Raw genomic sequence first — 23,817 nt, forward strand, 5'->3', positions numbered from 1 at the left:
CGCACGGGTGCCTCAGGCGTTCGCCAGCGCCGGCAGCTCCTGCATAGGCCAGCGGGCGCGCACCTGGGGCGCCTCGCCGTCCCGCTCCCCCGCTGCCAGACGACAGGCGCCGGCATAGGCGATCATGGCGCCGTTATCGGTGCAGAATTGCGGCGCCGGATAAAAGACCCGGGCTCCCACCTTGCCCAGAGCCTTCTGCAGCTGGGCCCGCAGGTTGCGATTGGCACTCACCCCCCCCGCCATCACCAGGGTTTTCAGGCCCTCCTGCTCCAGGGCACGGCGACACTTGATGACCAGGGTCCCCACCACCGCCTCCTCGAAGGCGCGGGCGATGTCGCACTTGTCCTGCTCGGTGAGGCCGCTCTCTTCACGGCAGGCCGCCACGGTGGTCAGGGTGTGGGTTTTCAGGCCGCTGAAGCTGAAATCGAGACCCGGACGATTGACCATGGGCCGGGGAAAGGTGAAACGCCGGGGATCGCCGGACTCCGCCAAGCGGGCAATGTGCGGACCGCCGGGATAGGGTAGACCGAGCATCTTGGCGGCCTTGTCGAAGGCCTCGCCCGCGGCATCGTCGAGGGACTCCCCCAGCATCCGGTACTGACCGATGCCGTCCACCCGCACCAGCTGGGTGTGACCACCGGAGACCAGCAGGGCAATAAAGGGAAAGTCCGGGCGCTCGGCCTCCAGCATCGGTGCCAGCAGGTGGCCCTCCATGTGGTGCACTCCCAGGGCCGGAATACCCCAGGCCCAGGCCAGGCTGCGCGCCAGGGTGGCCCCCACCATCAGCGCCCCGATCAGACCCGGGCCGGCGGTATAGGCAATGGCATCAATCTCCTCCGCCCGGCAACCGGCCTCGGCCAGCACTTCCCGCAGCAGGGGCAGGGCCTTGCGAATATGATCCCGGGAGGCCAGCTCGGGCACCACGCCGCCGTACTCCACATGAATGTCCACCTGGCTGAACAGGGCGTGGGCCAAGAGGCCCCCATCGGTGTCGTAGAGTGCCACCCCGGTTTCGTCGCAGGAGGTTTCCAGGCCCAGTACCAGCATGTCGTGCAGATCCTATTGATTAGGCACCCATGATAGCAGAGGCAAGCAAACAAGGCGGGAAGGCGAGGAAGGCGAGGGAGGCGTCAATTTTGTGACGCGGGTCACAGATTTTTTCCAAAACCACCAATTTCAATTTGAACCCCTCAGATTCGAAGTGAATATCACTTAGACTAGCGCCCCTACAGGCGCCGGCCACGCCACGCCACGCCACGCCACGCCACGCCACGCCACGCAAGGAGAAAACCAGACAATGACAAGCACTCAGACCCGAGGAAGAGCACAACTCGCAGCCAGCGCGGCCCTGTTCACCGCCTCCCTGGCCCTGGCACAGTCCGGGGTCATCGTATCCTTCAACAGCGGTGCGGGCGTGCAAGCTGACAGCACAGTGGTCGATCCGATCGACGGAGCCTCGACACAATACAGCTTCGTCAGCTACAGCGAGGGCGGCGTGGACATGATGGTTACCCCGAGCGGGGCGACCGTCTCGGTCGGCAACTATTACGGTGCCGGCGACGGAGTGGTCCACGGCCACTGGATCGAAGAGGGCGGGAACATGGAAACCCTGCGCTTCGAACTGGCCAGCGGCGAACCCTTTGATCTCAACTACTATCGCCTGACCAGCAACACGGAAATCGGTGGCGGTCCCGCGACCGGCAACGAGGACACCTACATCATCGCTTCGGTGGACGGCACCACCGAAAGCTTCCGCCAGAAGCTGCCCTCCGAGGACTGGGGGACCGTCGGCGGTGGCGGCGACGGGGCCTTCCGGGAGATCTATCTGGGGCCGGAGTTCGACGGCATCCGCGCCTTCTGGTTTGACTCCGAAGGCGGCACCTTCTGTTTCGGCATGGACGAGTTCTATGTCAACCTGGCCGCGCCGACACCGATTACCGACGACCCCATCGTGGTCGGTTCAGGCACAGTCGACGACGCCATCTCCGGCAGCTCGTCGGCGCGCGCCATTCCCACGCTGGGTGGCGCCTTTCTGTTCCTGCTGTCGGCGATCACCGGCATCGCCGGTATCCGGGTATTGCGCAAACGAGACTAATTCCACGGTACAGCATCCAACTAACGGGCCTTCCCTGCAGGGCTAGGCCCACGCCACTTGCAAATGACGTCAACACACTTTGCATTGCCCCTCACTTGGGTATAGAATGCGCGACCTTTTCAAGGCCGAGCCTTAACCGAACTGACAGGTAACCGATTAATGCCGCAAATCAAAGTGAAAGAAAACGAGCCCTTTGACGTCGCCCTGCGTCGTTTCAAGCGCTCCTGTGAAAAAGCCGGTGTACTGGCAGAAGTACGCAAGCGCGAGCACTACGAAAAGCCCACCACCACCCGCAAGCGCGCAGCTGCGGCGGCGGTGAAGCGTCACCTGAAGAAGCTGTCCCGGGAAAACCGCAAGCGCACCCGCCTGTATTGAGGCGCCCCGGACCGTGAGCTCCTCTCCCCTCGTCGACCAGATCAAGGACGCCATGAAGGCGGCCATGAAGGCTCGCGACAAGGAGCGTCTCGGCACCATCCGGCTGATCCAGTCGGAATTCAAGCGGATAGAAGTGGATGAGCGCATCGAGATTGACGATGCGCGCGCCCTTGCCGTGCTCGACAAAATGGTCAAGCAGCGGCGGGACTCCGCCCAGCAGTACCTCGACGCCGGTCGCAACGAGCTGGCCGAGAAGGAAAACCGCGAGATTGCGGTGATCCAGGACTTCCTCCCCCAGCCATTGAGCGACGCTGAAATCACCGCCATTGTCGACGCCGCGATAGTCAACACGGGCGCCAGCGGCATGCAGGGCATGGGTGCGGTCATGGCGGAGGTAAAACCCCAGGTGCAGGGTCGCGCCGACATGGGCGCCGTCAGCCGCATCGTCAAGGCGCGTCTGGGCAGCTGAAAGGCGCGTCTGGGCAGCTGACGCGCGGACCACAAGCGTGGTTCAATAGCCGGCCCTGGCTGGCACAACAACGAATCCCTTCATGGCCGGACGCATTCCGCAACAGTTCCTCGACGACCTGCTGGATCGCATCGACATCGTCGAGGTGATTGATCGCCGGGTGAAACTGAAAAAGACCGGCAAGAACTACAGCGCCCGCTGCCCCTTCCACGAAGAAAAAACGCCCTCTTTCACGGTCAACCCCGACAAGCAGTTCTACTACTGCTTTGGCTGCGGCGCCGGCGGCAACGCCCTCGGCTTCGTGATGGACTACGAGAACATCGACTTCCCCCGGGCGGTGGACGTTCTCGCAGGCAGCCTGGGGCTGGAGGTTCCCCGGGAGCAAAGCGGACCGGGCCCGGCGCAACCCCGCCGCGAAGAGGTCAACAAGCCCCTCTACGCCATCCTCGACGAGGCGGCGCGCTTCTACCGGCGCCAGTTGCGCGAACATCCCGCAGCGGCGCGAGCGGTCGACTACCTCAAGTCCCGCGGGCTCACCGGGGAGATCGCCCGCCAGTTCGACCTCGGCTTCGCTCCGCCCGGCTGGGACAACCTGCGGTTTGGGCGCGCCCTGCCATAGAGGTGGCACGTGAGTTGGGTATTTCTGATGTGGCCCTGGGTAAGCTGTGTCAACGGCTGCAAGTGCCTAAACCGCCGAGGGGCTATTGGGCCAAGATTGCTGCCGGCCGCAAACCAAGACAGCCACCACTTCAAGCCTATCGTACGGAAGTCGAAAAGCGGTTAAAAAAACAGGCAAGATCAACCACCTCAATACGGCTCTCTAAGCTGCAGTTGGAATTTCTCAAGTTGGCTTTCGATGAATTGGCTACGACGGGAATAGAGGTCGGTGAATCTGTGCTGGCCTATGATGGCATCCGATCCATCCCCTCGGAACTCGCTGCGCAGGTTTTGATCATTCTTCAGACTCGGTATGAAAAATGGGTTGAAGCGAGAACGACAGCTGCAAGCATGAATGGAGCCATTAGCAGTCTGAGTAATCTTGTCGCTAAATTGCTGCCTCACGCGAAGGAGCAGCTGTTAGTTTTCCATAGACAATCGGACGAACGGTACTCTCGTTCAATGGGCCCTAGTATCTCTATCCGGGCGACAGAAAATTTCCTGCGGCGAATTGCTCATCTTTCTCGGTTAGCGCGAACTAACGGCTGTGCCTATGTTGCTGCCGACATGTCAGCCCTGGAACATGCGTGGTCTGTGAATCAGATATCCTCTCCCCGTGTGTACTCGAAAGCGAAGACGGAACTGTGCGTATCCTCTAACGAGGTCTGGATCAGAGCCCAGTTGGACAATTCCTGGTCGCATGACCAGTTTGAGACCACTCGATTCCCCCTGAAAGAAATTTGTCCAATAGGCCTGGTGCCGGAGAGGGAGCAGCGATTACCGGGCAAAATTTCGCGATCTGGGATGCAGCAGCCTTATGCCGAGCGTCTGCAGGCATTACAGGAGGCGCGGGCGATTTATGACAGTTTGGTAGATGCGACCTATGACATGGATAGATCTGTGCCGAACGAGCGGCTCGCCCTATTCGATCGGCTGTGGTTCTCACAGTCTGAAACTGGTCCGTTTGTGACTGCGAGGCGAGCCTGGCAGCGATTGGAGATCGACCTAGAGCGGTGGGGGGAGGAACTCGAAAGTGAGGCGGTAGCCCTGTGTCAGGATATCTTGGGTATCGAGAGCGGTGATATCGTGTTGGTTGAGTCAGGTAAGAGCACAGTGCGACTAAAGGTTGAAAGCATGAACGTGTATTTGTCCGATGAGCGTGTCATGTTCGGCGTGTGGGGCACCAGATTTCGCAAAGACGGCCTCCCCGGGAAGCGTTCTGAGCATTTTGCCATTGTTGTCGAGAATGACTGAGATCCCTTTGAAGCGCTAAGGGGAGAGATGTTGTAACATCGTCAGCATGTGAGTTTTTTGCTAACCCCATCCATAGGGGACACTCGGTTGTTCTGGTGCTTGCCCTTTAAGGCTGGGCTAACCAGTAAAAAAATGAAATTATTTTCAAGTATTTCCTGAGCATGGTATTTTTCATGGTATTTGGAATATGGCGATTTGTAACTGTATGAAAAATAGGAAAAATAAATGCTTATTTACAATCGAGTGGGAGTGACAGGAATTTGTAACCAATTGAAATATAATAATAAATACGATCTTATTGATAATATAATCTACATCATCAATGGTATTTTTCATGGTATTTTCCGCGCACTGTAACACCAAAACCAGCGATACCATGAGAGGTGGATTGATGCTGGCATGGTATCGGGGCAATTGATGCGGGAATGCGCAGCTGACTGCCTTCGCGCCAGTCAGTATGCCTTCGATGCCAGAGGCTGGTGTTTAACCAAGCGAGGGCTGGATATAAGAGCCCAGTCTCTTGGCTATGAGTACCAGCATCTCACCTAACTTACAGAAATAAAAAGAGCTATTGCACTTCGCTCTATGTGTGGATCTCTGGATATTGATCATCTTTAACGTAATCCCCTCTGTGTGAAGGGCTCCTATGGCAGCGTAATGTCTTGACAGTTGGCCTCGGATGAATAAGATAGTAATAACTTACTATCTTTATAAGTGATGATGAATAAACGCCGAAAAAACCTGTCAGCCGATGAGCGCCGTGCTGCCACCGTCGATGCCGTAATAGAGCTCGCTGCCGAACAAAATCCCAGTGAGATCACGACAACGGCCATCGCGAAACACATGGGTGTAACCCAGGGCGCGTTGTTCAAACACTTCCCGACCAAGGATGCCATCTTGCAGACGGTGATGGAGTTTGTGGCGAACCGTCTGCTCTCCCGTGTGGACAATGCCGCACGCGCGGCACCCACGCCGGTCGCAGCCATCGAGGCGATTTTTATGACCCACATCGAGTTCGTCGTTGAGAACCCGGGTGTGCCACGCATGCTGTTCGGGGAGTTGCAGCACGCCAGGCTGACAGCGCCCAAACGCATGGCGCAGACGCTCATTCGCCGCTACGGCGAGCGTCTGCAAGGTCTTATCGAAGAGGGCAAGGCGGCTGGTGAGTTATCGGCCTCGCTGGATACCAGCGCTGCCGCGATCCTGTTTATTGGCACGATCCAGGGCTTGGTCATGCAGTCAATGCTGGCCGGCGACGTTGAGCTGATTCGAGAAGACGCGCCGAGGGTATTTGCGATCTTTCTTCGCGGCATTCGGAGTAAGCAATGAAGATCATTCCCCTCCAGAGCCGTACCCTGGCGCTTCTCGGTGTTGTCTTACCGTTGCTGGCGCTGTTCGTTTACGTTGCACTGCGTTCCGGCCCACTGGCGCCGGTGGCGGTGACCGTCTCCACCGTGGAGGCCAGGCCCATCAGTCCCTCCCTGTTTGGCGTCGGCACCGTTGAGGCACGCTTTACCTATCGCATCGGTCCGACCTTCGCCGGGCGGGTAAAAAAACTGGATGTGCATGTCGGTTACCGGGTACAGGCCGGGCAACTGCTCGGGGAAATGGACCCCATAGATTTGGATGACAGGATTTATGCACAGGAGGCGGCACTTAAACGCGCAGAGGCCGCTCTGCGCGAAGCCCAAGCGCGCCAGGCCTATGCACAAAGCCAGGCAAAGCGCTACGAGCAACTGCTGGCTGCGCGTACCACGAGCGAAGAGACAGTAGATACCAAAAAACAGGATTTGAAGATTGCCAATGCAGCACTGGCAGCCGCGAAGGAAGAACTTGTGCGCGTGCGGGCCGATGGCGCGGCAGTCGTTGCCCAGAGAAACAACATGCGTCTGGTCTCCCCGGTGGATGGATTGGTGGTGGCGCGTAACGCGGATCCCGGCAGTACGGTTGTGGCGGGCCAATCCGTGGTGGATGTTATCGACCCTCAGAGCCTGTGGATTCATGTACGTTTCGATCAGATCAGCGCCACAGGTCTGGCTGCGGGGTTGCGAGCCAGGATTGCCCTGCGCTCGCGCAACGGGCAGAGCCTGAAAGGCAGGGTATTGCGGGTGGAGCCGCTCGCCGACGCCGTGACGGAAGAGATACTCGCCAAGATTGTGTTTGATGACCTGCCCGATCCCCTTCCACCCATTGGTGAACTGGCAGAGGTGACCGTTAGCTTGCCCGAACTGCCTGCCATGCCGGTCGTGTCTAACGCCGCCATACGCGAAGTGGAAGACCAACTGGGTATGTGGCATGTGCAGGACGAAGGGTTGCGTTTCGTTGCTGTGAAACTCGGCACAGGTGATCTCGACGGTCAGGTACAGATACTTGATGGTGTCGATATCGGTGACCGAGTGGTGGTCTATAGCGAAAAGGCATTGAGCAAACGCAGCCGTCTCCACATCGTCGAGCAACTCCCTAGGGTAGCAAAATGATCAGTCTCGCCGGTCGAGACATTCTCAATGCCTGGGGCAAGTTCGTTTTCACCGGCATCGGCCTGGGGCTGCTGATCGGTGTGACTTTGACCATGGCTGGCGTCTACCGGGGCATGGTGGACGACGGCAAGGCGCTGCTCGACAACAGCGGCGCGGATCTGTGGGTGGTGCAGCAAGATACCCTGGGGCCTTACGCCGAATCGTCCAGTATCAATGACGATCTCTACCGCAGCATTCTCGCCATGCCTGGCGTGGCAGAAGCCGCCAACGTGACCTATCTCACCATGCAGGTGCGCCAGGGCAGGCGCGATGTGCGCGCCATGGTGGTCGGAGTTGTTGCAGGATCGCCCGGAAAGCCGGGTTGGCCTCCCTATCTCGTGGCCGGGCGGCAGATCACCCGCAGCCACTACGAAGCGGTGGCCGATATCGCCGCCGGTTTCAGGCTCGGAGAGCGTATCCAGGTGCGCCGCAACCATTACACCGTAGTCGGGCTCACTCGGCGCATGGTCTCCTCCAGCGGTGATCCGATGGTGTTCATTCCACTGAAAGACGCCCAGGAGGCGCAATTCCTGAAGGACAACGACGCCGTCCTGCAACAGCGCAGGCGTACCGCTGAGAATCCATCACTCAACCGTCCCGGCGTGCCTGGACTACTCGATGCGGTAATCGCTTCCCAGAGCAACAATCCCTATGTCAATGCGGTACTGGTGCGTATCAGACCAGGCTACAGTGCCGAAGAGATCGCGCGGCCCATTCGGCGCTGGCAACGGTTGACCGCTTATACCCGCTCACAGATGGAAGAGATCCTGATCGGCAAGCTGATCGCCACCTCATCCAAGCAGATCGGTATGTTTCTGGTGATTCTCGCCATCGTCAGTGCGGCGATCGTCGCTTTTATCATCTATACGCTGACCATGGATAAGATCCGCGAGATCGCGGTGCTCAAGCTCATCGGTACGCGCAACCGCACCATCGCGGCGATGATCATGCAGCAGGCCATCGCCCTGGGTGTGATTGGCTTCGTCGTTGGCAAGATCACCGCGACCTTTGCCGCGCCGCTTTTCCCCAAGTACGTCTTACTCATGCCACTCGACACGGTTGCGGGCTTCTTCGCGGTGCTCATGATCTGTGTGCTGGCCAGCCTCATCGCCATCCGCATGGCACTCAAGGTTGACCCGGCCGAAGCGATCGGGGGCTGACGGGATGGGTAAGGGTATTCTCATTGAGGGGGTGGGAAAGCGCTATGGCACGGGCGACACCGCGGTTGACGCGCTCAAGAGCGTCAATATGCACGTCGCTCCCGGCGAGGTCGTCGGCTTGATCGGTCCTTCCGGCTCCGGCAAGACTACGCTGCTCAAGTGCCTGGGGGCGGTGATCGAACCTACCGCCGGACGCATGGTGCTGGGTGATCAGGTGATCTATGACAAGGGTTGGAGGATTCCAGACCTGCGCGCCTTGCGTCGCGACCGCATCGGCTTCGTGTTTCAGGCGCCGTATCTGATTCCATTTCTGGATGTCACCGACAACGTCGCCCTGTTACCCATGCTGGCCGGCGTACCAAACGCCGAGGCACGCAAGCGGGCCAACGAATTGTTGAAGGCGCTGGATATCGAACACCGCGCCAGGGCCATGCCGTCGCAACTCTCCGGTGGGGAGCAGCAGCGCGTCGCCATTGCCCGCGGCCTCGTGAACCGCCCGCCGGTGATCCTCGCCGACGAGCCGACTGCCCCGCTGGATAGCGAGCGGGCACTCACGGTGATACGGATTCTGAACGACATGGCTCGGCGGTTTGAAACCGCGGTCATCGTTGTGACCCATGATGAAAAGATCATCCCCACCTTCAAGCGCATCTATCACATCCGCGATGGCGTGACCCATGAGGAAGCGGGTGAAGGCAGGGCATTTCAATAACCACGTTATAACAGACAGGAGGCAGTCAATGATGAAATTAACCCGCGCGGTGTCACTCGCACTCGGCGTTGTGTGTACTTCTATGGCCGCCGGTGTGCTGGCGGGGTCACCAGCACGATCAGCACGCGCACCAGGCGCCCGAGGCGTCAAAATTGAGCCTGGATCATGGCAAAAAATGGCAAACAGATATGCCATTGCGTCAGAGTATGCAGCGTATCAATGATGCCGTGCTGCAGGCTGTTCCCGCCTACCACAACGATTCGATGACGCCCGCCGAGGCCGGCAAGCTGAGTAGTGAAATCAATACACAGATCGCGTACATGATCGCCAACTGCAAGCTGGAACCCGCCGCCGATGCCACACTGCATGTATTTATTGGGGAATTGCTGGCAGGCGCCGCCCGGATGAAGGACGAACCGGCATCACCGCAGGGTCTGCCGCATATCGTCAGAACATTGGATCAATATACGGAGTATTTTGATCATCCAGGATTGTAGAAAGGTGATGCGGGGTCTGCCGGGGCAAATGAAAGCCACCCATCCAGAAAGAGGTAGGTTGTGAATAAAAAACGCGTTAGCACGTCGGTCCAGGCGCGGATCGGTTTTGTTAACCTGACATGAACGTCGCTAACTATTGAAACCAGGCACGACCACCCTTCGTCGATATGTCCTTCAGGAGCAGGAGGGCATGCACTTGGAAATGAAAACTCAGAAAGTGGCTAAGGGTGTTGTGCGGAAGCGTTCAATCGGCGCATTGCGAGCATTTTGAAGGATTTTCTGAGCATGGTATTTTTCATGGTATTTCCGTTTAGCAGGAAAATAAGCCATTGAATATAAAAGATAAAAAAAGGCTTATTGATAATTGAGTGGGAGTGACCGGCATTGGCAGGCAACGTCTGGCACTGTCGGGCATCATAGCTGACGCTTCGAGATTCCGCAGTTGAGCGGTAAGCTATTGGTTTTAGGGTGTGTATTATGCCCCATCCGGTGGCCGCCCAGGACGAGGGCGCTGGTCGTTACCAGCGCCACCGTTCTGAGCAGACACTTCCTTTTTAGATTGAAGCCCGATGGATTTCACCGCACGACTGGCGAAGCTCTAGCATTTTGTCTAAACCTGACGGTTTCATGGGCCCAATGGCTCGGTCTTCCCTCCATGCGGTTATGATATCGGTTTAAGGTAGGTGAAGGTTTATGGCTGGCAGTTACCCTCAGGCCGGAGAGGGAATCCATCCTATCCATTAACCAGGACAAGGGACTCTGCGATGTTTCGTTGGTACGGGCCGCTTCGGTTGATCCTTATGGTTGCAGCAATGGGAATTTCTTCGGCACATGCACAGGACATCATCACCACCGAATACGGCAATGTCTTTGTTATCTCGTTCAAGCAGTACCTTGATCGGGATAAGCGGCCGTCCTGTTCCAGGCTACCGGGGGTGATTAGCTACAAAGCCTATCAATCCCAGGATAACCACAACTTCACTGCCGAGGAGTATCGTCAGCTCGCTGGTGATGCGCCTTACATGGGCTTAAAGGGACACAATTCTTGGTATGACCGGGACCAGCGCAAGATGGTGTCATGGGACGATCTCTTTCCGGTCTACGGTGACTTTAGTAGCGGCAAGTGGGATGATCTGCCGGTACTGTGCGGTGCCAAGGATCAGCCAAAGCTGAAACCCGCTGCTATGAGCCGGGATAAAAAATCGGTCGACGACTACCCAGAATTTACTGATTACGTTCTCCACAGAGCGCCGGGGCTGGTTACACACTCTCATTTCTATTCAGCCGGCAAAGCCTGGTGCCAACACGCGTATGTCAGCGTGATTGCTGAATACGAGAATGACCAGGTAAAAAGCTCGCTGCTGGCTGCCAATCCTGCCGCGTATTTAAAGAACACCATTATTCCTAAGGTTAAGCAAATATGCCCTGATTTTCCCAACGCCAACCAGCATTCAAAGCAGCTGCTGGTGCTGAAATTCAGGCCTGAAGAAGGGAGAATTGCCGATGAACGGATTAATCCGGATAAATTGAACTTCAAGATTGATGATGCGGGTCATTTGAAGCTGGTTCGCGATACAGCCTACCGGAACTGGCTCACCTATAACGATAAGCCCGATGCCCGTGAAGCGATTAGCAATATGGTGAAAGCAGAGAACAGGCAGGTCTTAGCCAAGGAATCCGATTGGCTCGAACTGTATATTACGGCCGCGGATATGGGGCTGAATCTGGCCCACGCGCATCGGGATATCCATGGCGATAGCAAGCGCGTCAGACGTCAGATTGAGTATTACGAGTACGCGCTGGAACAGCTGCAAAAGGCCAATAAAATCTTGGAGCAAGCTGTCACGGCAAACCAGGCATTATCTCTCACTACCTTTGATGAGGTTGATGCACTACTCAAGGCCTATTTCAGCGACAAGTCGCGCGGTCAGAGTGCCATGAAAAGAGCTGAAAGCCTCTCCATCAAACAGTAAGTGTGTCTTAAGCCAGGGCTATGATCACCATTGAACGCACAGACTATGCCTTCGCCGCCGTCGATGCCTCCATCGAGGAATGGGCGGCGATCAAGGCAATTGTACGGTATTGCGTTAATCACTACTGGGCTACGGAATTGCATTACCTTATTCCTGGCCCAGAAGAACGTCGTCCGCAGAAGGTTGAATCCTTGAGCGAAGCGATGGAGCACGTCTGGGGAGAACCCCCCGTCGAGTTGGTATTCTGGGATGAATTATTGTTGCTGACCCAGTGTGTCACCGATACCGAGGGCAACGGCCTACCCGGCGTCGACGAGGACTTCCATGCGGATCTTGCCGGCCAGATTTATACACTCGATGTCTGTGGCATTTTTGATGACGACAAGGTCACGGATGAGACATGGGATCGCTGGGCAAGAGAGCGGCGCGTACATGACACGGTTTCCTGGATCATCAAACTGCATGCCGGGCAAACCGACAAGGCTGGCCACGCTTATGCCCAGCATCCGCTGCGTGTACATATGCGCTTGCAGGCGCTGTTTCCCGATGCGGGAGAGGATGTCCGCCACGCCGCCCTGTTGCACGACGTGATGGAAGATTGCGGTATCACCGCAGATGACCTGCACCAACGGGGTTACTCGGACGAAACCATTGACATCGTCAGTGCGCTGACCAAAAATCCGGATGATGACCGCGCAACGTATCGAGTGGTTGGCGGAGCAGGGGACTATAGGTGCAATGCAAGTGAAGCTTTGCGATCTGCTGGACAATACTGACCCTGAGCGCCTTCGTGACTTACCCGAGGCCCAGGCCGCATCGTTGTCTCAACGCTATGCCAAAGCCATTGCGCTGTTAACCAGCCGACTGGAGGCCTTGGGTGTTACCCATACCGGGCCGAAATAATGAACATTTGTTATCGATATTGAGGTCTGCGAACTCCGTGACGGTCAAGTCAAAGTCATTGCGAGTATAAAGCGGGGGTTGCATTGTTACTCGGAACCGGTGGTGCTCGTCAACTTGGCCTGGCGTTTTCGCATGGACTCTCCCCTGAGATTGATCTTGTAGGCGTTGTGAGCCAGCCGGTCCAGGATGGCGTCAGCGAGTGTCGGATCACCGATCACAGCGTGCCACTCCTCGATGGGCAGCTGGCTGGTCGCGATGGTCGAACGCCTGCCGTGGCGGTCCTCCAGCACTTCCAGCAGGTCACGCCGGTTCTCGGCGTTCATCTTCATCAAGCCCCAATCATCCAAGAGCAGCACATCGACTTTGGCGAGCGTGGCCAGCAGCTTCGGATAGCGCCCGTCGCCCTTGGCGATCATCAGGTCTCGCAACAGCAGGGTTAAGCGCAAGTACATGACCGTGTACCCCTCCCGGCAGGCCTTGTGTGCCAAAGCGCAGGCCAACCAGGTTTTACCGACACCGGTCAGTCCCGTGATCAGAATGTTGAGGTGCTTCTTCGCCCACCAATCTGATCCCCTCCGGTTGGAAGGGGCCAGAATACCGGTTAGTTATCCCGCGTCGGTTGGCTCACGGGTGTACTCTCAGGCGCGCTGCCAGGGTGGCGGCTTTGCCGTGGAATCAGTGGCAGCATTCGCGCGGAATGGGTGGCAGGCTTCGTCTGGAATCAGTGGCAGACTTGGTCTGGAATACGCAAACCAGACGGAAAACTAGCAAACTGGTGACGATTCAGTGATCCGGTACCATGCCATGCATGTTGAACCGTTCATGGTATCGGTGATCGAGCACATCTTACCCGGCGTCCGACCTGCCATACTATAATATATAAAACTTGATATACATATAAAATATTGTATAATTGTCGTTATGAAAGACGTGCGCTTTGTGGGCAGTTCATTGGATGATCTCAGGCAATTTCCGGCAGGTGCACGTCGGGAAGCGGGCTTTGAACTCAGTAATGTCCAGATCGGGTTGCAGCCAAGTGACTGGAAGCCAATGAATACCGTTGGTGCAGGGGCAGTTGAAATCCGGATCAAGGACAAGGACGGTATTTACCGGGTGATCTATGTCGCTCGATTTGAAGAGGCAGTTTACGTATTGCATGCGTTTCAAAAGAAGACGCAGAAAACACGCAAGGCGGATATAGAACTGGCGAAAACCAGGTACAAGGCGTTGGCAGAACAGAGGAAACAGCAATGACGATTTCAAAAGGTTATCGCAATGTATTTGAGGCGCTGGAGGATGACCCGGCGATGGCGCAGAATCTGAAGATTCGTTCAGAATTGATGATCACACTGCGTCAGTATATTGAGGATGCAGGGCTCGGCCAGAAAGAAGCTGCAGAGGTGTTTGGTGTTTACCAGCCGAGAGTCAGTGATTTGATGCGCGGCAAGATTGACAAGTTTACCATCGACAAACTGGTCAATATGCTGGCTCGGATTGGAAAAACGGTGAAGATGAAGGCTGCGTAGATGTACCTGAAGCGGGAATGGATGTAATGCCGCTATGAAAAAATTTCTCTCGATTAGCAGAAATTTCTTAGCATGGTATTTTTCATGGTATTACCGTTTAGCGGGAAAACAAGCCATTGAATATAAAGGATAAAAATGGCCTATTTACAATCGAGTGGGAGTAGGCAGGCGTCCGAACCGGATAGCGCTGCCAGAATGTTCGCCATAGCTGTCGTCGGCGCGCGAACTTCAGGTATGCCCGGCGGTCACTCACAGCTTACCGCAAAGCTACCGGGAACCGGCACTATCCCACCGCCACCCATGCTGCCAAATTCACCTCTGACGGAAAACGTCTTGCCGGAGGTCTGGGCGACGGGCTCCTTGCCGTTATACATCGGGAAATTAATCGAGTATAGAGTGAGGCCGTTGCCCGTTACCACCTGATAGGTAGCAGAGCCCTGCGGTCCGTCCTCCGCGGCCTGGATGGTGAATTGCGCGTACGACGAGCCGTCAGCAGCCGTGTATTCAAAGCCGTAGCTGCTGCCCTTGATCCTGCATTCCCCGTTCAGGGTATATGTTGTATCCGCCATTGTGATGGTGGCGGTACCGGGGCTTACGGTCTCCACCGCGGCGCGCTGTCTGTCCGATGCGACCGATCGTCTCGACATGTCGAGCTGCATGCCAACCCCATCCTCTGCCTGCACGTCTATCACCTGACCGTCGGTGTTCACTACGGTTACCCGATAATCATCTGCGCTGATCACTTCCCATCCCGCCCGGTTCGCCCAGTCGGATACCTGTTGCGATGCGGTGGCCTGCTTTACCGTGGCACTTGTACCTTCCAGTCGCCTCTGTTCCTCGCGGTCCACTGTGACGATGCGGATATCGAGGTCCTGAGGAAGGGGGAAGTCCTTTGGCAGCCATTCGGGGATCGGCAGGTTCTGGCCAATACGGGCGCTCTCTCCGTCACGCTCGAAGCCCATTGCGAGGCTGCCGTCCTCCGTCTCGACTGCCAGCCCGGTTGCTTCCAGCACCTTGCCCACAGTGGCACGGGCGGATTCGACACTCTCATCTTCAGCTGATTTGCCTGCCTGCTCGTCCTGGCCACCGCAGCCGGCCAGGCACGCTGCGATAACGCCCAGCGTGAGCACCCGTAGCATTGACGTCCCCGGCTGCTTTTCACCTGCGGTGACTGATAGCGCGTCTTGCTTCTGCCCGGTCATAATGGAATACCCCCCAGATCACCATTGATCACTCTGGAAAAGGTACACCCAATCGCCGTCTGTTTGGTAGCCGTAGGCCGATAAAAGGGGCAGCCCAGACGCCACGTGCCAGCCCAAAGAAAATACGTTGGCGGGCTACGAGCGGGTAAAAGAACCGGCTATACTCCAGGCAGTCTGCGAGGGATACAGGGTAGTGGACCCTATGCCGGATTGCTCCGCAATCAGCAGCGGTCATGGCGCCGGATTCACAACGGCGCCCTGGTTCGATACGCCACACAGTACCCGGTGCGTATTCCGCCCCATCGTGACCACCCATTCCGATTTATCGTGACCGCCTGTTCCGGGCGAGCGTGACCGCTCATTCCGATTGAACGTGACCGATTTCGGGGCTTTGCCCGGAATCGCCGGTCACGTTGTCGGAACCGGCGGTCACGTTCCCTCGGAATCCCGCCTAACTCGCTGGAATTCTTGAACAATTCACGGCATAACCGCGCCCTTTTGCCTATCGGGAGGGCCGCATGCCGGCAACGAGGATTCCAATGCGTAAAATCATGGAGATATTGCGCCTCAAGCATGAGGCCGGACTCAGTAACGAGAAGATCGCCCGCGCCTGCGGCCTTTCCAAGGGCGTGGTCTGCAAGTACCTGCACCTAGCCAACGCCCGGGGTGTTGGGTGGCCACCACCCGCAGGCGCCGACGAAGCCCAGCTCGAACGGCTGCTGTTTCCGGCAGTACAGAAACCCTCCCGCTTCGCCGAGCCCGACTACTTCCACATCCACCAGGAACTCAAGCGCAAGGGGGTGACACTGCAGTTATTGTGGGCCGAGTACGTGGCGGTGCATGAGGACGCTGCCTACCGCTACAGCCAGTACTGCAATCGCTACCGGCAGTGGCGCAAGCAGCAGCGCCGGAGCATGCGCCAGGTGCACCGCGCCGGCGAGAAGACCTTTATTGATTACTGCGGCCCCACCGTCCCGGTGGTCTGCCGCCAGACGGGCGAGATCCGGCGTGCCCAGGTCTTTGTGGCGGTGCTGGGCGCCTCCAGCTACACCTATGCCGACGCCACCTGGACCCAGTCCCTGCCGGACTGGATTGCCTCGCACCAACGTGCCTTCCGCTTCTTCGGCGGCGTCACCGAATTGCAAATCCCGGACAACCTCAAGGCCGGTGTCACTGACGCGAACCGGTACACGCCCGAGATCAATGCTACCTACACCGAGATGGCGGCCCACTACCAGACGGCGATCCTGCCAGCCCGGCCCCGCAAGCCCAAGGACAAGGCCAAAGCGGAAGTCGCAGTGCAGATCGTGGAGCGCTGGATCCTGGCCCGCTTGCGCCACCATACCTTCTTCTCCCTCGCCGAGCTCAATCGAGCCATTGCCGGATTACTGCCGGATCTCAATGAGCGCCACTTCCAGGGGCAGTCCGTCAGTCGCCGGGATCTGTATGAGCAGTTGGATGCCCCCGCCCTGAAGCCGCTACCTGAAACGCCCTACGAATACGCCGAGTGGTGCAAGGCCAAGCCGGGCATCGACTATCACGTCAGCGTCGACAAGCGCTTCTACAGCGTACCCCATGCCCTGGTGGGCCAGACCCTCGATGTGCGCCTGACCGCCGATACGGTGGAGGTCATGCACAAGGGCCACCGGGTGGCGATCCACAGCCGCCGGGGACCGGGGCGCTTCAGCACCTTGGTGGATCACATGCCCAGTTCCCACCGGGCGCACCGGGAGTGGTCGCCGGGGCGCTTCCTCAACTGGGCCCAGGACATCGGCCCCTGCACCCGGCAGGTGGTTCAGCAGCAACTGGAGAACCGGCCTCATCCGGAGCATGGCTACCGGGCCTGTCTTGGCTTGCTGAACCTCAGTCGCCGCTACAGCAGGAGCCGACTGGAAAACGCCTGTGAACGGGCGCTGGCCATCCGTTCCATCAATTACCAGAGCATCGCCTCCATCCTCAAGCAGGGACTGGACCAGCGGGCGCTCGAAGGCGACAGCCACCTGCAATCCGATCTGCCACTGCACGGCAATGTGCGCGGCGCCGATTACTACCACTGACGAGGAAATGAATGATGTTGATGCAACAAACCCGCGAACAACTGCATGCCCTGAAACTGACCGGCCTGCTACAGGCCCTGGAAGAACAACTGGAGACACCCGCGATGAGTGACCTGAGCTTCGAGGAACGTCTGGCCATGCTGATCGACCGGGAAGTGCTGTACCGGGAGAACCGCCGTCTGGATCGGTTGTTGAAGGTGGCGAAGCTGCGTGTGCACGCCTGTGCCGAGGATATCGATTACCGGCATCCCCGGGGACTGGAAAAGAGCCGCATGGCGTCTCTGCTCTCGCTGGACTGGGTACAGCAGTCCCTGAACCTGTGTCTTACCGGTCCCACCGGCTGCGGTAAAACCTGGCTGGCCTGTGCCTTCGGTAACGAAGCCTGCCGGCGCGGCTACAGCGTACGCTACCTGCGCTTGCCGCGGCTGTTTGAAATGCTGCGCATCGCCCATGGCGACGGCTCCTATGCGCGGCTGATGAACCAGCTCCTGAAAACCGATGTGTTAATCCTGGATGACTGGGGTATCCAGAAAGTCAGTGCCGCCCAGCGCAATGACCTGATGGAAGTGATCGAGGATCGGCATGGCCGCCGTTCCACGCTCATCGCCAGTCAGCTGCCAACGGAATACTGGCACGAGTACATCGGTGAAGCGACGATCGCAGACGCGATCCTCGACCGCTTACTGCACGGCGCTCATCGCCTCAACCTGACCGGCGAGTCGATGCGAAAATCCAGCACCAAATTGACGGAACGTGACCGGTCAATGTAAAACTACCGCGTCCAGCGAGCATCGGTGTGCAAGTCGGTCACGATGCCCGGAATGAGCGGTCACGTTCGTCGGAATACGCACCCGGTAGGGTGTGCCGGTGTATGCCCGTGAGGTAAGAAGAATAACAATGGTGACCTGGCTTCCACGCCAACCGGTAATCTTTCTCCTGATGGCGCTGATCACCCAGTTGGCGCTAGCGCAACAGTCAGTTTTTGAACGCGAACCCAACAATACGCCGCAGGATGCCACTGCGTTCCGGGGACCGGCAGTGCTGGTTGGCACGTTGGACGCCTCTGATCAGGATGCCTTCAGCTGGGATGTATCGGATGTCGACGCAGGATCCACCTGGACCCTTACCTTCGATGGTGTGCCGGGACGCTTGAGTCTGGTAGAAGTTTTACGCGTGCAGTACACCGATGACGGGAGCGGGGTCACGTCCAGTGAGAAGTTGCTCGTATTGGGCAGCCGGGATGGGCGCAAACCTGCCGTTGTGACAGATCTGCTGCTGGAACCCGGCACCTACATTCTGGGGCTGGCCGGGGGCGGCGGCGGTGCCTATCGTTCTCCGGGGCTGGCAGGGGCACTGGAGGATGCGGGCCCGGCGGCTGAGCAGGCGGTGGTGAAGGACACGGGTGCCTACCGTGTGTCTGTGGCACGCGGCAGGGATATCCGCGCTGCCAACGTTCCGACTCCTCCGGTCTCAGCGTCCGCGGCGGTGGCCATATCACCAAACAGGCCGGCTGCTTTTTTTCAGCAGCAGGCTGTCACCTGGTACGCGTTCGATATCGACGAGGCAGCAACTGAGCTGACCTGGCAGCTTGAGGGACAGGTCAGCCTGGGCCGAACCGCACAGGCCATTCTGCGTGCAGCGGACGACCGGGAGTTGTCGCGCAGGAATACAGACAGGCAGGGCCGGTTCGTTTTTCACGACCTTGGGCTGGAGCCGGGTCGATACACGGTTCAAATCGATAGCGATGATGTCGCCGGCATCCAGGTGATAGGCCTGCAGCAGGGCGGCGTGCGCACAGCTGGCGCGGAAGCCGAGCCCAATGATAGCTGGCGAATCGCGAACCTGGTGGATTTCAGTACGCCGGTAACCGGCCGCATCGGCGCGCGCGGTGATCAGGATTTTTTTCAGGTATCCCCAAGCGAGGCCACGGCGCCGGAAGTCATGCGCCTGCTCCTGGAAACCGGGGGTGATGGGGAGCTCGAACTGTGTCTCACCGACGAGTCCGGAACGAGTCGTCAGTGTCGGCGGGGCAGGGGAGAAATCAGCCTGCCGGATCTCATCCTGGGGGAGGGCAGATGGGGCGTGTCGGTAGGTCGTGGTTCGCCAGAGCAGAACTATCAGTTGACTCTGGAATCGCAGGGACGTGTGCGCGACGGCTTTGAGGCCGAGCCGAATGACACGCTGGCAGAGGCCTCCGGCATGCCTTCGAAACTGCGGATAAAGGGGCGGTTCGCGGGCAAAGAGGATGACTATTTCCGACTGCTGCTCGCTGAAGAGCCCCAGCTCTGGCGATTCCAGGTCAACGGCGACAACATTCACGAAGTGGCTCTCCACGACAAATCGGGCAGGCAGTTACAGGTTGTGCGCGTCCGTGGCGGGGACAAAAGAGTCCGGCTCGAAAACCTTTACCTGCTGCCGGGTACTCACTATATCCGTGTCTCGGGAAAGGGCGAGGGAGACTATATGGTGCTGGCCCGTCCGATGGGACAGCCGGCACCGGGTATCGAACGAGAGCCCAATGACGATGTAACCCGGATGTTGCCCCTGACTATGGGTCAGCCCCGTACCGGGCTTATGGTCGAACCTGCGGATACGGACAATTACCGCTTCCTGCTGACCGCCGACGATCACATCAGGCTGCAGATTACTCCTCCCGCCGATGGTTCTGTTGCCGCTGACCTGTACTGGGATACTGTGCTGATGAAACGGGGGGCTTCCTCAAAGCCGGGTGACCCCCTTGTGCTTGAGGGTGTTTTCCCGCCAGGCAACTACCGATTGCAGCTCTCCCCTGTGCAGGTCAGTGAGGCTGAGTACAGCGTCAGCCTGGAGCCACTGCCGCGCTTTTCCTGCAGCGCGGACTGCGAGCCGAACGATACTCTGGGCCTAGCCAATGCGCTTATCCCGGGCGTGCCTGTGCAGGGCCGGGCCAACGAATGGCGCGATGCAGACTGGTTCAAGCTACCCGTATTTGAGAGCGATACTGCGGTAAAGCTACACATGGCACCTCCCCGCAAGTTCGAAGTGCTTGCGCCCCACAGCTGGGAAAAGTCCCTGCAGGAGAAGAGCAGGAACAACACTGAATGGCAGGGGATGATCCCTGCCGGTACCCAGGCCTACGTGAAAATACCTGCCTGGGGAGACGCGGACTACCGGCTGCAACTGGAAGTGGACGGAGCCAGCCCTGCAGCGGAGCCATCGACAGGTGCCGCTCCGGGGATAAGGGTTGCTATTGATAACACGCGGGTCTCGGCCTACCGCGACTATGGTCAGCGGCTTGAGGGTATTGTCGAGCTCTCCAATCCCGCCGCGTCTGCCGCTGAGGTTACTCTGGTGACAGCGGCGAGTGACTACCGGTGGCGCGTCGAGCACGGTGCCGACACCCTGCTGCTCGAGCCCGGCGAGGTGAAGAGTGTGCCCGTGTCGATAAATGTGCCGCCAGACGCCTATGCCGACAAGCCAGTGCGGATCAGCGCCGCACTGTTCACCGGGTCACGGTTGACGGGCGAGGCCGTTGCGGAAATCCAGGGCGAACGTGAAGATACCGGAACCGCTGCCGTATCCCATTGGAGTCTGCCCGATGCGCTGCTGGGCGGAATCAATGTGGCCTGGTCGGCCCTGGGGGGACGTTTGGCCGCTGATCCGGGCGACGATGTGGGGCGCGATTTTGCACGGGCCTTCGATGGTATGGCGGTCAAGGGCGAGGGGCTGAGCCTGCGGGGTCGCAAAGATGTGCAGAGCGCTCCGGAGCTGATTGTGGAGTTGGCTAACGACGAGCCGGTTCAGGTTCGCGGTGTCGCCATCAGCCTGCTGGGCAGTGACGCTATCCAGCAACAATTGGCTGAACTGGAGTTGTACCTTTCAGTCGATGGGCAAGACTGGGCGCTGGCCGCCCGTGAGCCCTTGCTGGCCGTGCGTTCAGAACAGGCCTTTGTACTGGATACCCCGTTGCCGGCCAGATTCGCGAAACTGCGAATGGCGCGTTTTTTCGCCGACCAGCCGATGCCGCCGGGTGGGAAATTGGGCGAACTCAAGATCGTCGTCGCCCCCGGAGTGGATGTCAGCGGGGGGGAAGGTTACAACCTGGCTGATCCTGCCCTGGGCGGACATGTGGTGTGGTCCCTCCCGCCGCTTGAAGCACAGTCCTGGGACGGCTCCGTGCTCGTCAAAAGTGAGGATTCCCGTCCCGTTGTGGTGCGCGCCGGAGAGTCCCTGGACTGGGTAATCGGTTTTCACCACGACCGGGCCGCCCGCATCGCGCGACTGGAATGGACCCCCGCCGCGCAGGAGCGGCAGGGAACAGTGCCTGTCAACGAAGTCGAAGTTTCCGTCAGTCTCGAATCGCCGGCCGGACCCTGGCGTTCGATGGGTAGCTGGCGCCCGGAGCAGGGCGCCACAGAGCACAGCTTCACGTTCCCCGCCGACACCTGGGCGAGATTCGTTCGCTTTACTGTGCCGGCGTCCGAACAGACCAGGCAGTACCGCCTGCCGGCGGCCATCGGCGTCTGGGAGATCCCGACCTCTCCTGACTATTTCTCTATTCTCGGCGAATGGGGCCTTGATGGACGCGCTGCATCGTATGAACTCGCCCGGGGTCTGCCCGCGCGTGCCGACAAGACGCAAAGGACAAATCTAACGAGCGACGCGGCAGTGCTCCTGGTCGACGGGCAGCGCCAGTCCGGCGAGGTTGAAATTGGCGGCGATGAACACTGGTATGCCTATTCATTCACCCAGGAACGCAATTCAGTCCTGCTGGGACTAGAGGGCGACCCGACGGTGCAGGCTTCGCTGGATGTGCATGGTGCGGATGGCGGGATGTTCCCCGCTCTGCGCCGGCCTGAGCTTGATCAACCCGACGAAATGTTTTGGGAAGTCACGGGCGAGCCCGGCGAAACGGCTCTGGTCAGGGTTCATGAACCGCCGCGCAATGTGTTGTTCCTGTGGGACACCAGCGCCAGTGTTGGTGCCTATATTCCGGTCATCTACAGCGCATTGGGCAGCTACGCCCGCGGTCTCGAGCCCGGTCGGGACGCTGCCAACCTGATGCCGTTCGGCGGCAAGCTGCTGCTGGATGACTGGTATGGCGATCCCTATGTGCTTGAGACGGTGCTCAACGACTATCCGCGCACTGAGAGCTCCAGCGATGCCGAGGGCACCGTAGCGGCGGCCGCGCGCATTCTCGGGAGCCGGCCGGGCAGCAAGTCCATCGTGTTGATCACTGATGCCGCCACGGGGCGCAACCCCCTGATCTGGCAGGAACTGCAGGCGGTGCGCCCACGTATCTTTGCACTCGGTCTCAGCTCGGAGGGTGCCTTTGGCCGCAACCCGCCACGCGAGCAGGACTTGCAACAGGACTGGGCGTCCGTAAACGGCGGGCGCTATGACCAGGTGATGGACGAGATCCAGATGGAGGTCGCCTTTGACAGGGCGGCGACCATGCTGCGCAGGCCGGCCCCCTATACGCTGACCGCGGTGGGATCTTATCGGGAGGCAGTGGGTCCGGGCGGTCTGCTTGTGCGCTCCGCAGATGGCTCGCCGACTGACCTGGGGGCAGTGGAGCTTATACTTGATGCATCGGGGTCCATGTTACAGCGCATGGATGGACGGCGTCGCATTGAGATTGCGCGTGAGGTACTGACCAAAGCGGTAGGCGAATACCTTCCAGAGGGTATTCCGCTTGCCATGCGGGTGTTTGGACACCTCGAGGCCAACAGCTGTCGTACCGATCTTGACATCGCGCTCGGGCCGCTGGTGCCCGCAACTGCCACCGGGAAACTGGCCAGCATCAACGCCAAGAATCTGGCGCGCACGCCGATCGCTGACTCATTGGGCAAGGTCGCCGAGGATCTGCGAGGCGCGAGCGGACGGAAGGTCGTATTGCTCGTTACCGATGGCGAGGAGACCTGCGACGGTGACCCGGAGACGGTTATCCAGCGGCTGTCTGAGCAGGTAGCCGACATCACCCTCAACATTGTCGGGTTTGCGATCGATAACCCGGAGCTTGAGGCGCGCTTTGCCAGATGGGCCGATCTCGGTAATGGCGAGTATTTTTCGGCGAATGACCAGGCTGGGCTTGACGCCTCGATTCGGAGCGCGCTGCGGGTTCCTTATCGTGTGTACGACAGCGCTGGTGAACTGCGTGCGACAGGCGAGCTCAACGGCGATACCGTCGAGCTTCCGCAAGGGGAATATCGCATCGTTGTCGAGCGCGCGCCCCCCGCCGTCTTTGACAACGTCGTGGTGAGAGGCGGTGCTGTCACTGAGCTCTCGCTGGAATGAAAGGGGCAGAGGAAGAGTTGGTGCCGCCGGGTTCCGTGTCCGGTGTCCGTGGTGGGGGAATTGACTAGGCGACAAACGTGGTGAATGAGTACGACTGTCGTGGTGATTTGTTGGTGAATGCATCGCGTCAGCCCTGGAAGGCGCG

General features: G+C 58.8%; 18 protein-coding genes and 2 pseudogenes. 17 read left to right on the forward strand and 3 right to left on the reverse strand.

Going from position 1 to position 23,817, the window contains the following annotated elements; translation table 11 throughout:
• Positions 1 to 12 precede the first annotated feature (12 nt).
• Complete coding sequence (gene tsaD, locus R3E49_RS12260; RefSeq protein WP_371295323.1) at positions 13 to 1,047, reverse strand: tRNA (adenosine(37)-N6)-threonylcarbamoyltransferase complex transferase subunit TsaD; 1,035 nt, start codon at positions 1,045 to 1,047, stop codon at positions 13 to 15.
• Between the two features lie 250 nt (positions 1,048 to 1,297).
• On the opposite strand from tsaD, the gene R3E49_RS12265 reads away from it, so the two are divergent.
• The 12 genes and pseudogenes from R3E49_RS12265 (at position 1,298) to R3E49_RS12320 (ending at position 12,484) form a co-directional block, all read left to right on the forward strand.
• Positions 1,298 to 2,095, forward strand: a complete 798-nt coding sequence (locus R3E49_RS12265) for a hypothetical protein (RefSeq protein WP_371295324.1) — start codon at positions 1,298 to 1,300, stop codon at positions 2,093 to 2,095.
• A 159-nt stretch (positions 2,096 to 2,254) separates the two neighbouring features.
• A complete protein-coding gene (gene rpsU, locus R3E49_RS12270) occupies positions 2,255 to 2,470 on the forward strand; it encodes a 30S ribosomal protein S21 (RefSeq protein ID WP_371295325.1) in 216 nt (71 codons plus the stop codon).
• Positions 2,471 to 2,483: 13 nt separating this feature from the next.
• Positions 2,484 to 2,939 carry a GatB/YqeY domain-containing protein gene (locus R3E49_RS12275; RefSeq protein ID WP_371295326.1) on the forward strand — a complete coding sequence of 152 codons (456 nt, stop codon included), beginning with the start codon at positions 2,484 to 2,486 and terminating at the stop codon, positions 2,937 to 2,939.
• Between the two features lie 82 nt (positions 2,940 to 3,021).
• Positions 3,022 to 3,534: pseudogene (locus R3E49_RS12280) on the forward strand (CHC2 zinc finger domain-containing protein); the annotation flags it as partial.
• A 38-nt stretch (positions 3,535 to 3,572) separates the two neighbouring features.
• On the forward strand, positions 3,573 to 4,850 hold the full coding sequence (locus R3E49_RS12285) for a hypothetical protein (RefSeq protein ID WP_371295327.1): 1,278 nt from the start codon (positions 3,573 to 3,575) through the stop codon (positions 4,848 to 4,850).
• Between the two features lie 720 nt (positions 4,851 to 5,570).
• Positions 5,571 to 6,179, forward strand: a complete 609-nt coding sequence (locus R3E49_RS12290; RefSeq protein WP_371295451.1) for a TetR/AcrR family transcriptional regulator — start codon at positions 5,571 to 5,573, stop codon at positions 6,177 to 6,179.
• Positions 6,176 to 7,327 (forward strand): efflux RND transporter periplasmic adaptor subunit, encoded by a 1,152-nt coding sequence (locus R3E49_RS12295; protein ID WP_371295328.1) that lies wholly within the window; start codon positions 6,176 to 6,178, stop codon positions 7,325 to 7,327. The genes R3E49_RS12290 and R3E49_RS12295 overlap by 4 nt, the downstream gene beginning before the upstream one ends.
• Positions 7,324 to 8,526, forward strand: coding sequence for an ABC transporter permease (locus tag R3E49_RS12300; RefSeq protein WP_371295329.1), 1,203 nt, complete (start codon positions 7,324 to 7,326; stop codon positions 8,524 to 8,526). The genes R3E49_RS12295 and R3E49_RS12300 overlap by 4 nt, the downstream gene beginning before the upstream one ends.
• A gap of 4 nt (positions 8,527 to 8,530) precedes the next feature.
• Positions 8,531 to 9,238, forward strand: coding sequence for an ABC transporter ATP-binding protein (locus R3E49_RS12305; protein WP_371295330.1), 708 nt, complete (start codon positions 8,531 to 8,533; stop codon positions 9,236 to 9,238).
• 152 nt (positions 9,239 to 9,390) lie between these two features.
• Complete coding sequence (locus R3E49_RS12310) at positions 9,391 to 9,735, forward strand: hypothetical protein (protein ID WP_371295331.1); 345 nt, start codon at positions 9,391 to 9,393, stop codon at positions 9,733 to 9,735.
• Positions 9,736 to 10,499: 764 nt separating this feature from the next.
• The gene (locus R3E49_RS12315; protein WP_371295332.1) at positions 10,500 to 11,708 is read left to right on the forward strand and encodes a hypothetical protein; all 1,209 of its coding nucleotides are present in this window, start codon (positions 10,500 to 10,502) and stop codon (positions 11,706 to 11,708) included.
• 20 nt (positions 11,709 to 11,728) lie between these two features.
• Positions 11,729 to 12,484: a guanosine-3',5'-bis(diphosphate) 3'-pyrophosphohydrolase gene (locus R3E49_RS12320; RefSeq protein WP_371295333.1), complete on the forward strand. Its 756-nt coding sequence runs from the start codon at positions 11,729 to 11,731 to the stop codon at positions 12,482 to 12,484.
• Positions 12,485 to 12,697: 213 nt separating this feature from the next.
• Here the strand turns inward: R3E49_RS12320 and R3E49_RS12325 are convergent.
• Positions 12,698 to 13,171: pseudogene (locus tag R3E49_RS12325) on the reverse strand (ATP-binding protein); the annotation flags it as partial.
• Positions 13,172 to 13,532: 361 nt separating this feature from the next.
• Here R3E49_RS12325 and R3E49_RS12330 point away from each other — a divergent pair.
• A complete protein-coding gene (locus R3E49_RS12330) occupies positions 13,533 to 13,865 on the forward strand; it encodes a type II toxin-antitoxin system RelE/ParE family toxin (protein WP_371295334.1) in 333 nt (110 codons plus the stop codon).
• Positions 13,862 to 14,137 (forward strand): helix-turn-helix domain-containing protein, encoded by a 276-nt coding sequence (locus tag R3E49_RS12335; protein WP_371295335.1) that lies wholly within the window; start codon positions 13,862 to 13,864, stop codon positions 14,135 to 14,137. Before R3E49_RS12330 ends, R3E49_RS12335 begins: the two co-directional genes overlap by 4 nt.
• Before the next feature lie 245 nt (positions 14,138 to 14,382).
• Here R3E49_RS12335 and R3E49_RS12340 read toward each other — a convergent pair whose 3' ends face one another.
• On the reverse strand, positions 14,383 to 15,276 hold the full coding sequence (locus R3E49_RS12340; protein ID WP_371295336.1) for a hypothetical protein: 894 nt from the start codon (positions 15,274 to 15,276) through the stop codon (positions 14,383 to 14,385).
• A gap of 581 nt (positions 15,277 to 15,857) precedes the next feature.
• On the opposite strand from R3E49_RS12340, the gene istA reads away from it, so the two are divergent.
• The 3 genes from istA (at position 15,858) to R3E49_RS12355 (ending at position 23,672) form a co-directional block, all read left to right on the forward strand.
• Entirely contained in the window at positions 15,858 to 17,396 is a 1,539-nt protein-coding gene (gene istA, locus R3E49_RS12345; RefSeq protein ID WP_199228095.1) for an IS21 family transposase, read from the forward strand.
• Between the two features lie 14 nt (positions 17,397 to 17,410).
• Positions 17,411 to 18,166 carry an IS21-like element helper ATPase IstB gene (gene istB, locus R3E49_RS12350; RefSeq protein ID WP_123035804.1) on the forward strand — a complete coding sequence of 252 codons (756 nt, stop codon included), beginning with the start codon at positions 17,411 to 17,413 and terminating at the stop codon, positions 18,164 to 18,166.
• 127 nt (positions 18,167 to 18,293) lie between these two features.
• Complete coding sequence (locus tag R3E49_RS12355; RefSeq protein WP_371295337.1) at positions 18,294 to 23,672, forward strand: hypothetical protein; 5,379 nt, start codon at positions 18,294 to 18,296, stop codon at positions 23,670 to 23,672.
• Positions 23,673 to 23,817 lie beyond the last annotated feature (145 nt).

The organism is Haliea sp., from assembly GCF_041395985.1.
GTDB lineage: Bacteria > Pseudomonadota > Gammaproteobacteria > Pseudomonadales > Halieaceae > Haliea.

Bases quoted from the DNA above. Each gene is read 5' to 3' on its own strand.
- R3E49_RS12305 (WP_371295330.1), top strand. From the start codon at position 8,531: ATGGGTAAGGGTATTCTCATTGAGGGGGTGGGAAAGCGCTATGGCACG.
- tsaD (WP_371295323.1), bottom strand. From the start codon at position 1,047: ATGCTGGTACTGGGCCTGGAAACCTCCTGCGACGAAACCGGGGTGGCA.
- istB (WP_123035804.1), top strand. From the start codon at position 17,411: ATGTTGATGCAACAAACCCGCGAACAACTGCATGCCCTGAAACTGACC.
- R3E49_RS12320 (WP_371295333.1), top strand. From the start codon at position 11,729: ATGATCACCATTGAACGCACAGACTATGCCTTCGCCGCCGTCGATGCC.
- R3E49_RS12335 (WP_371295335.1), top strand. From the start codon at position 13,862: ATGACGATTTCAAAAGGTTATCGCAATGTATTTGAGGCGCTGGAGGAT.
- R3E49_RS12315 (WP_371295332.1), top strand. From the start codon at position 10,500: ATGTTTCGTTGGTACGGGCCGCTTCGGTTGATCCTTATGGTTGCAGCA.
- rpsU (WP_371295325.1), top strand. From the start codon at position 2,255: ATGCCGCAAATCAAAGTGAAAGAAAACGAGCCCTTTGACGTCGCCCTG.
- istA (WP_199228095.1), top strand. From the start codon at position 15,858: ATGCCGGCAACGAGGATTCCAATGCGTAAAATCATGGAGATATTGCGC.
- R3E49_RS12290 (WP_371295451.1), top strand. From the start codon at position 5,571: ATGAATAAACGCCGAAAAAACCTGTCAGCCGATGAGCGCCGTGCTGCC.
- R3E49_RS12300 (WP_371295329.1), top strand. From the start codon at position 7,324: ATGATCAGTCTCGCCGGTCGAGACATTCTCAATGCCTGGGGCAAGTTC.
- R3E49_RS12295 (WP_371295328.1), top strand. From the start codon at position 6,176: ATGAAGATCATTCCCCTCCAGAGCCGTACCCTGGCGCTTCTCGGTGTT.
- R3E49_RS12265 (WP_371295324.1), top strand. From the start codon at position 1,298: ATGACAAGCACTCAGACCCGAGGAAGAGCACAACTCGCAGCCAGCGCG.
- R3E49_RS12355 (WP_371295337.1), top strand. From the start codon at position 18,294: ATGGTGACCTGGCTTCCACGCCAACCGGTAATCTTTCTCCTGATGGCG.
- R3E49_RS12330 (WP_371295334.1), top strand. From the start codon at position 13,533: ATGAAAGACGTGCGCTTTGTGGGCAGTTCATTGGATGATCTCAGGCAA.
- R3E49_RS12340 (WP_371295336.1), bottom strand. From the start codon at position 15,276: ATGCTACGGGTGCTCACGCTGGGCGTTATCGCAGCGTGCCTGGCCGGC.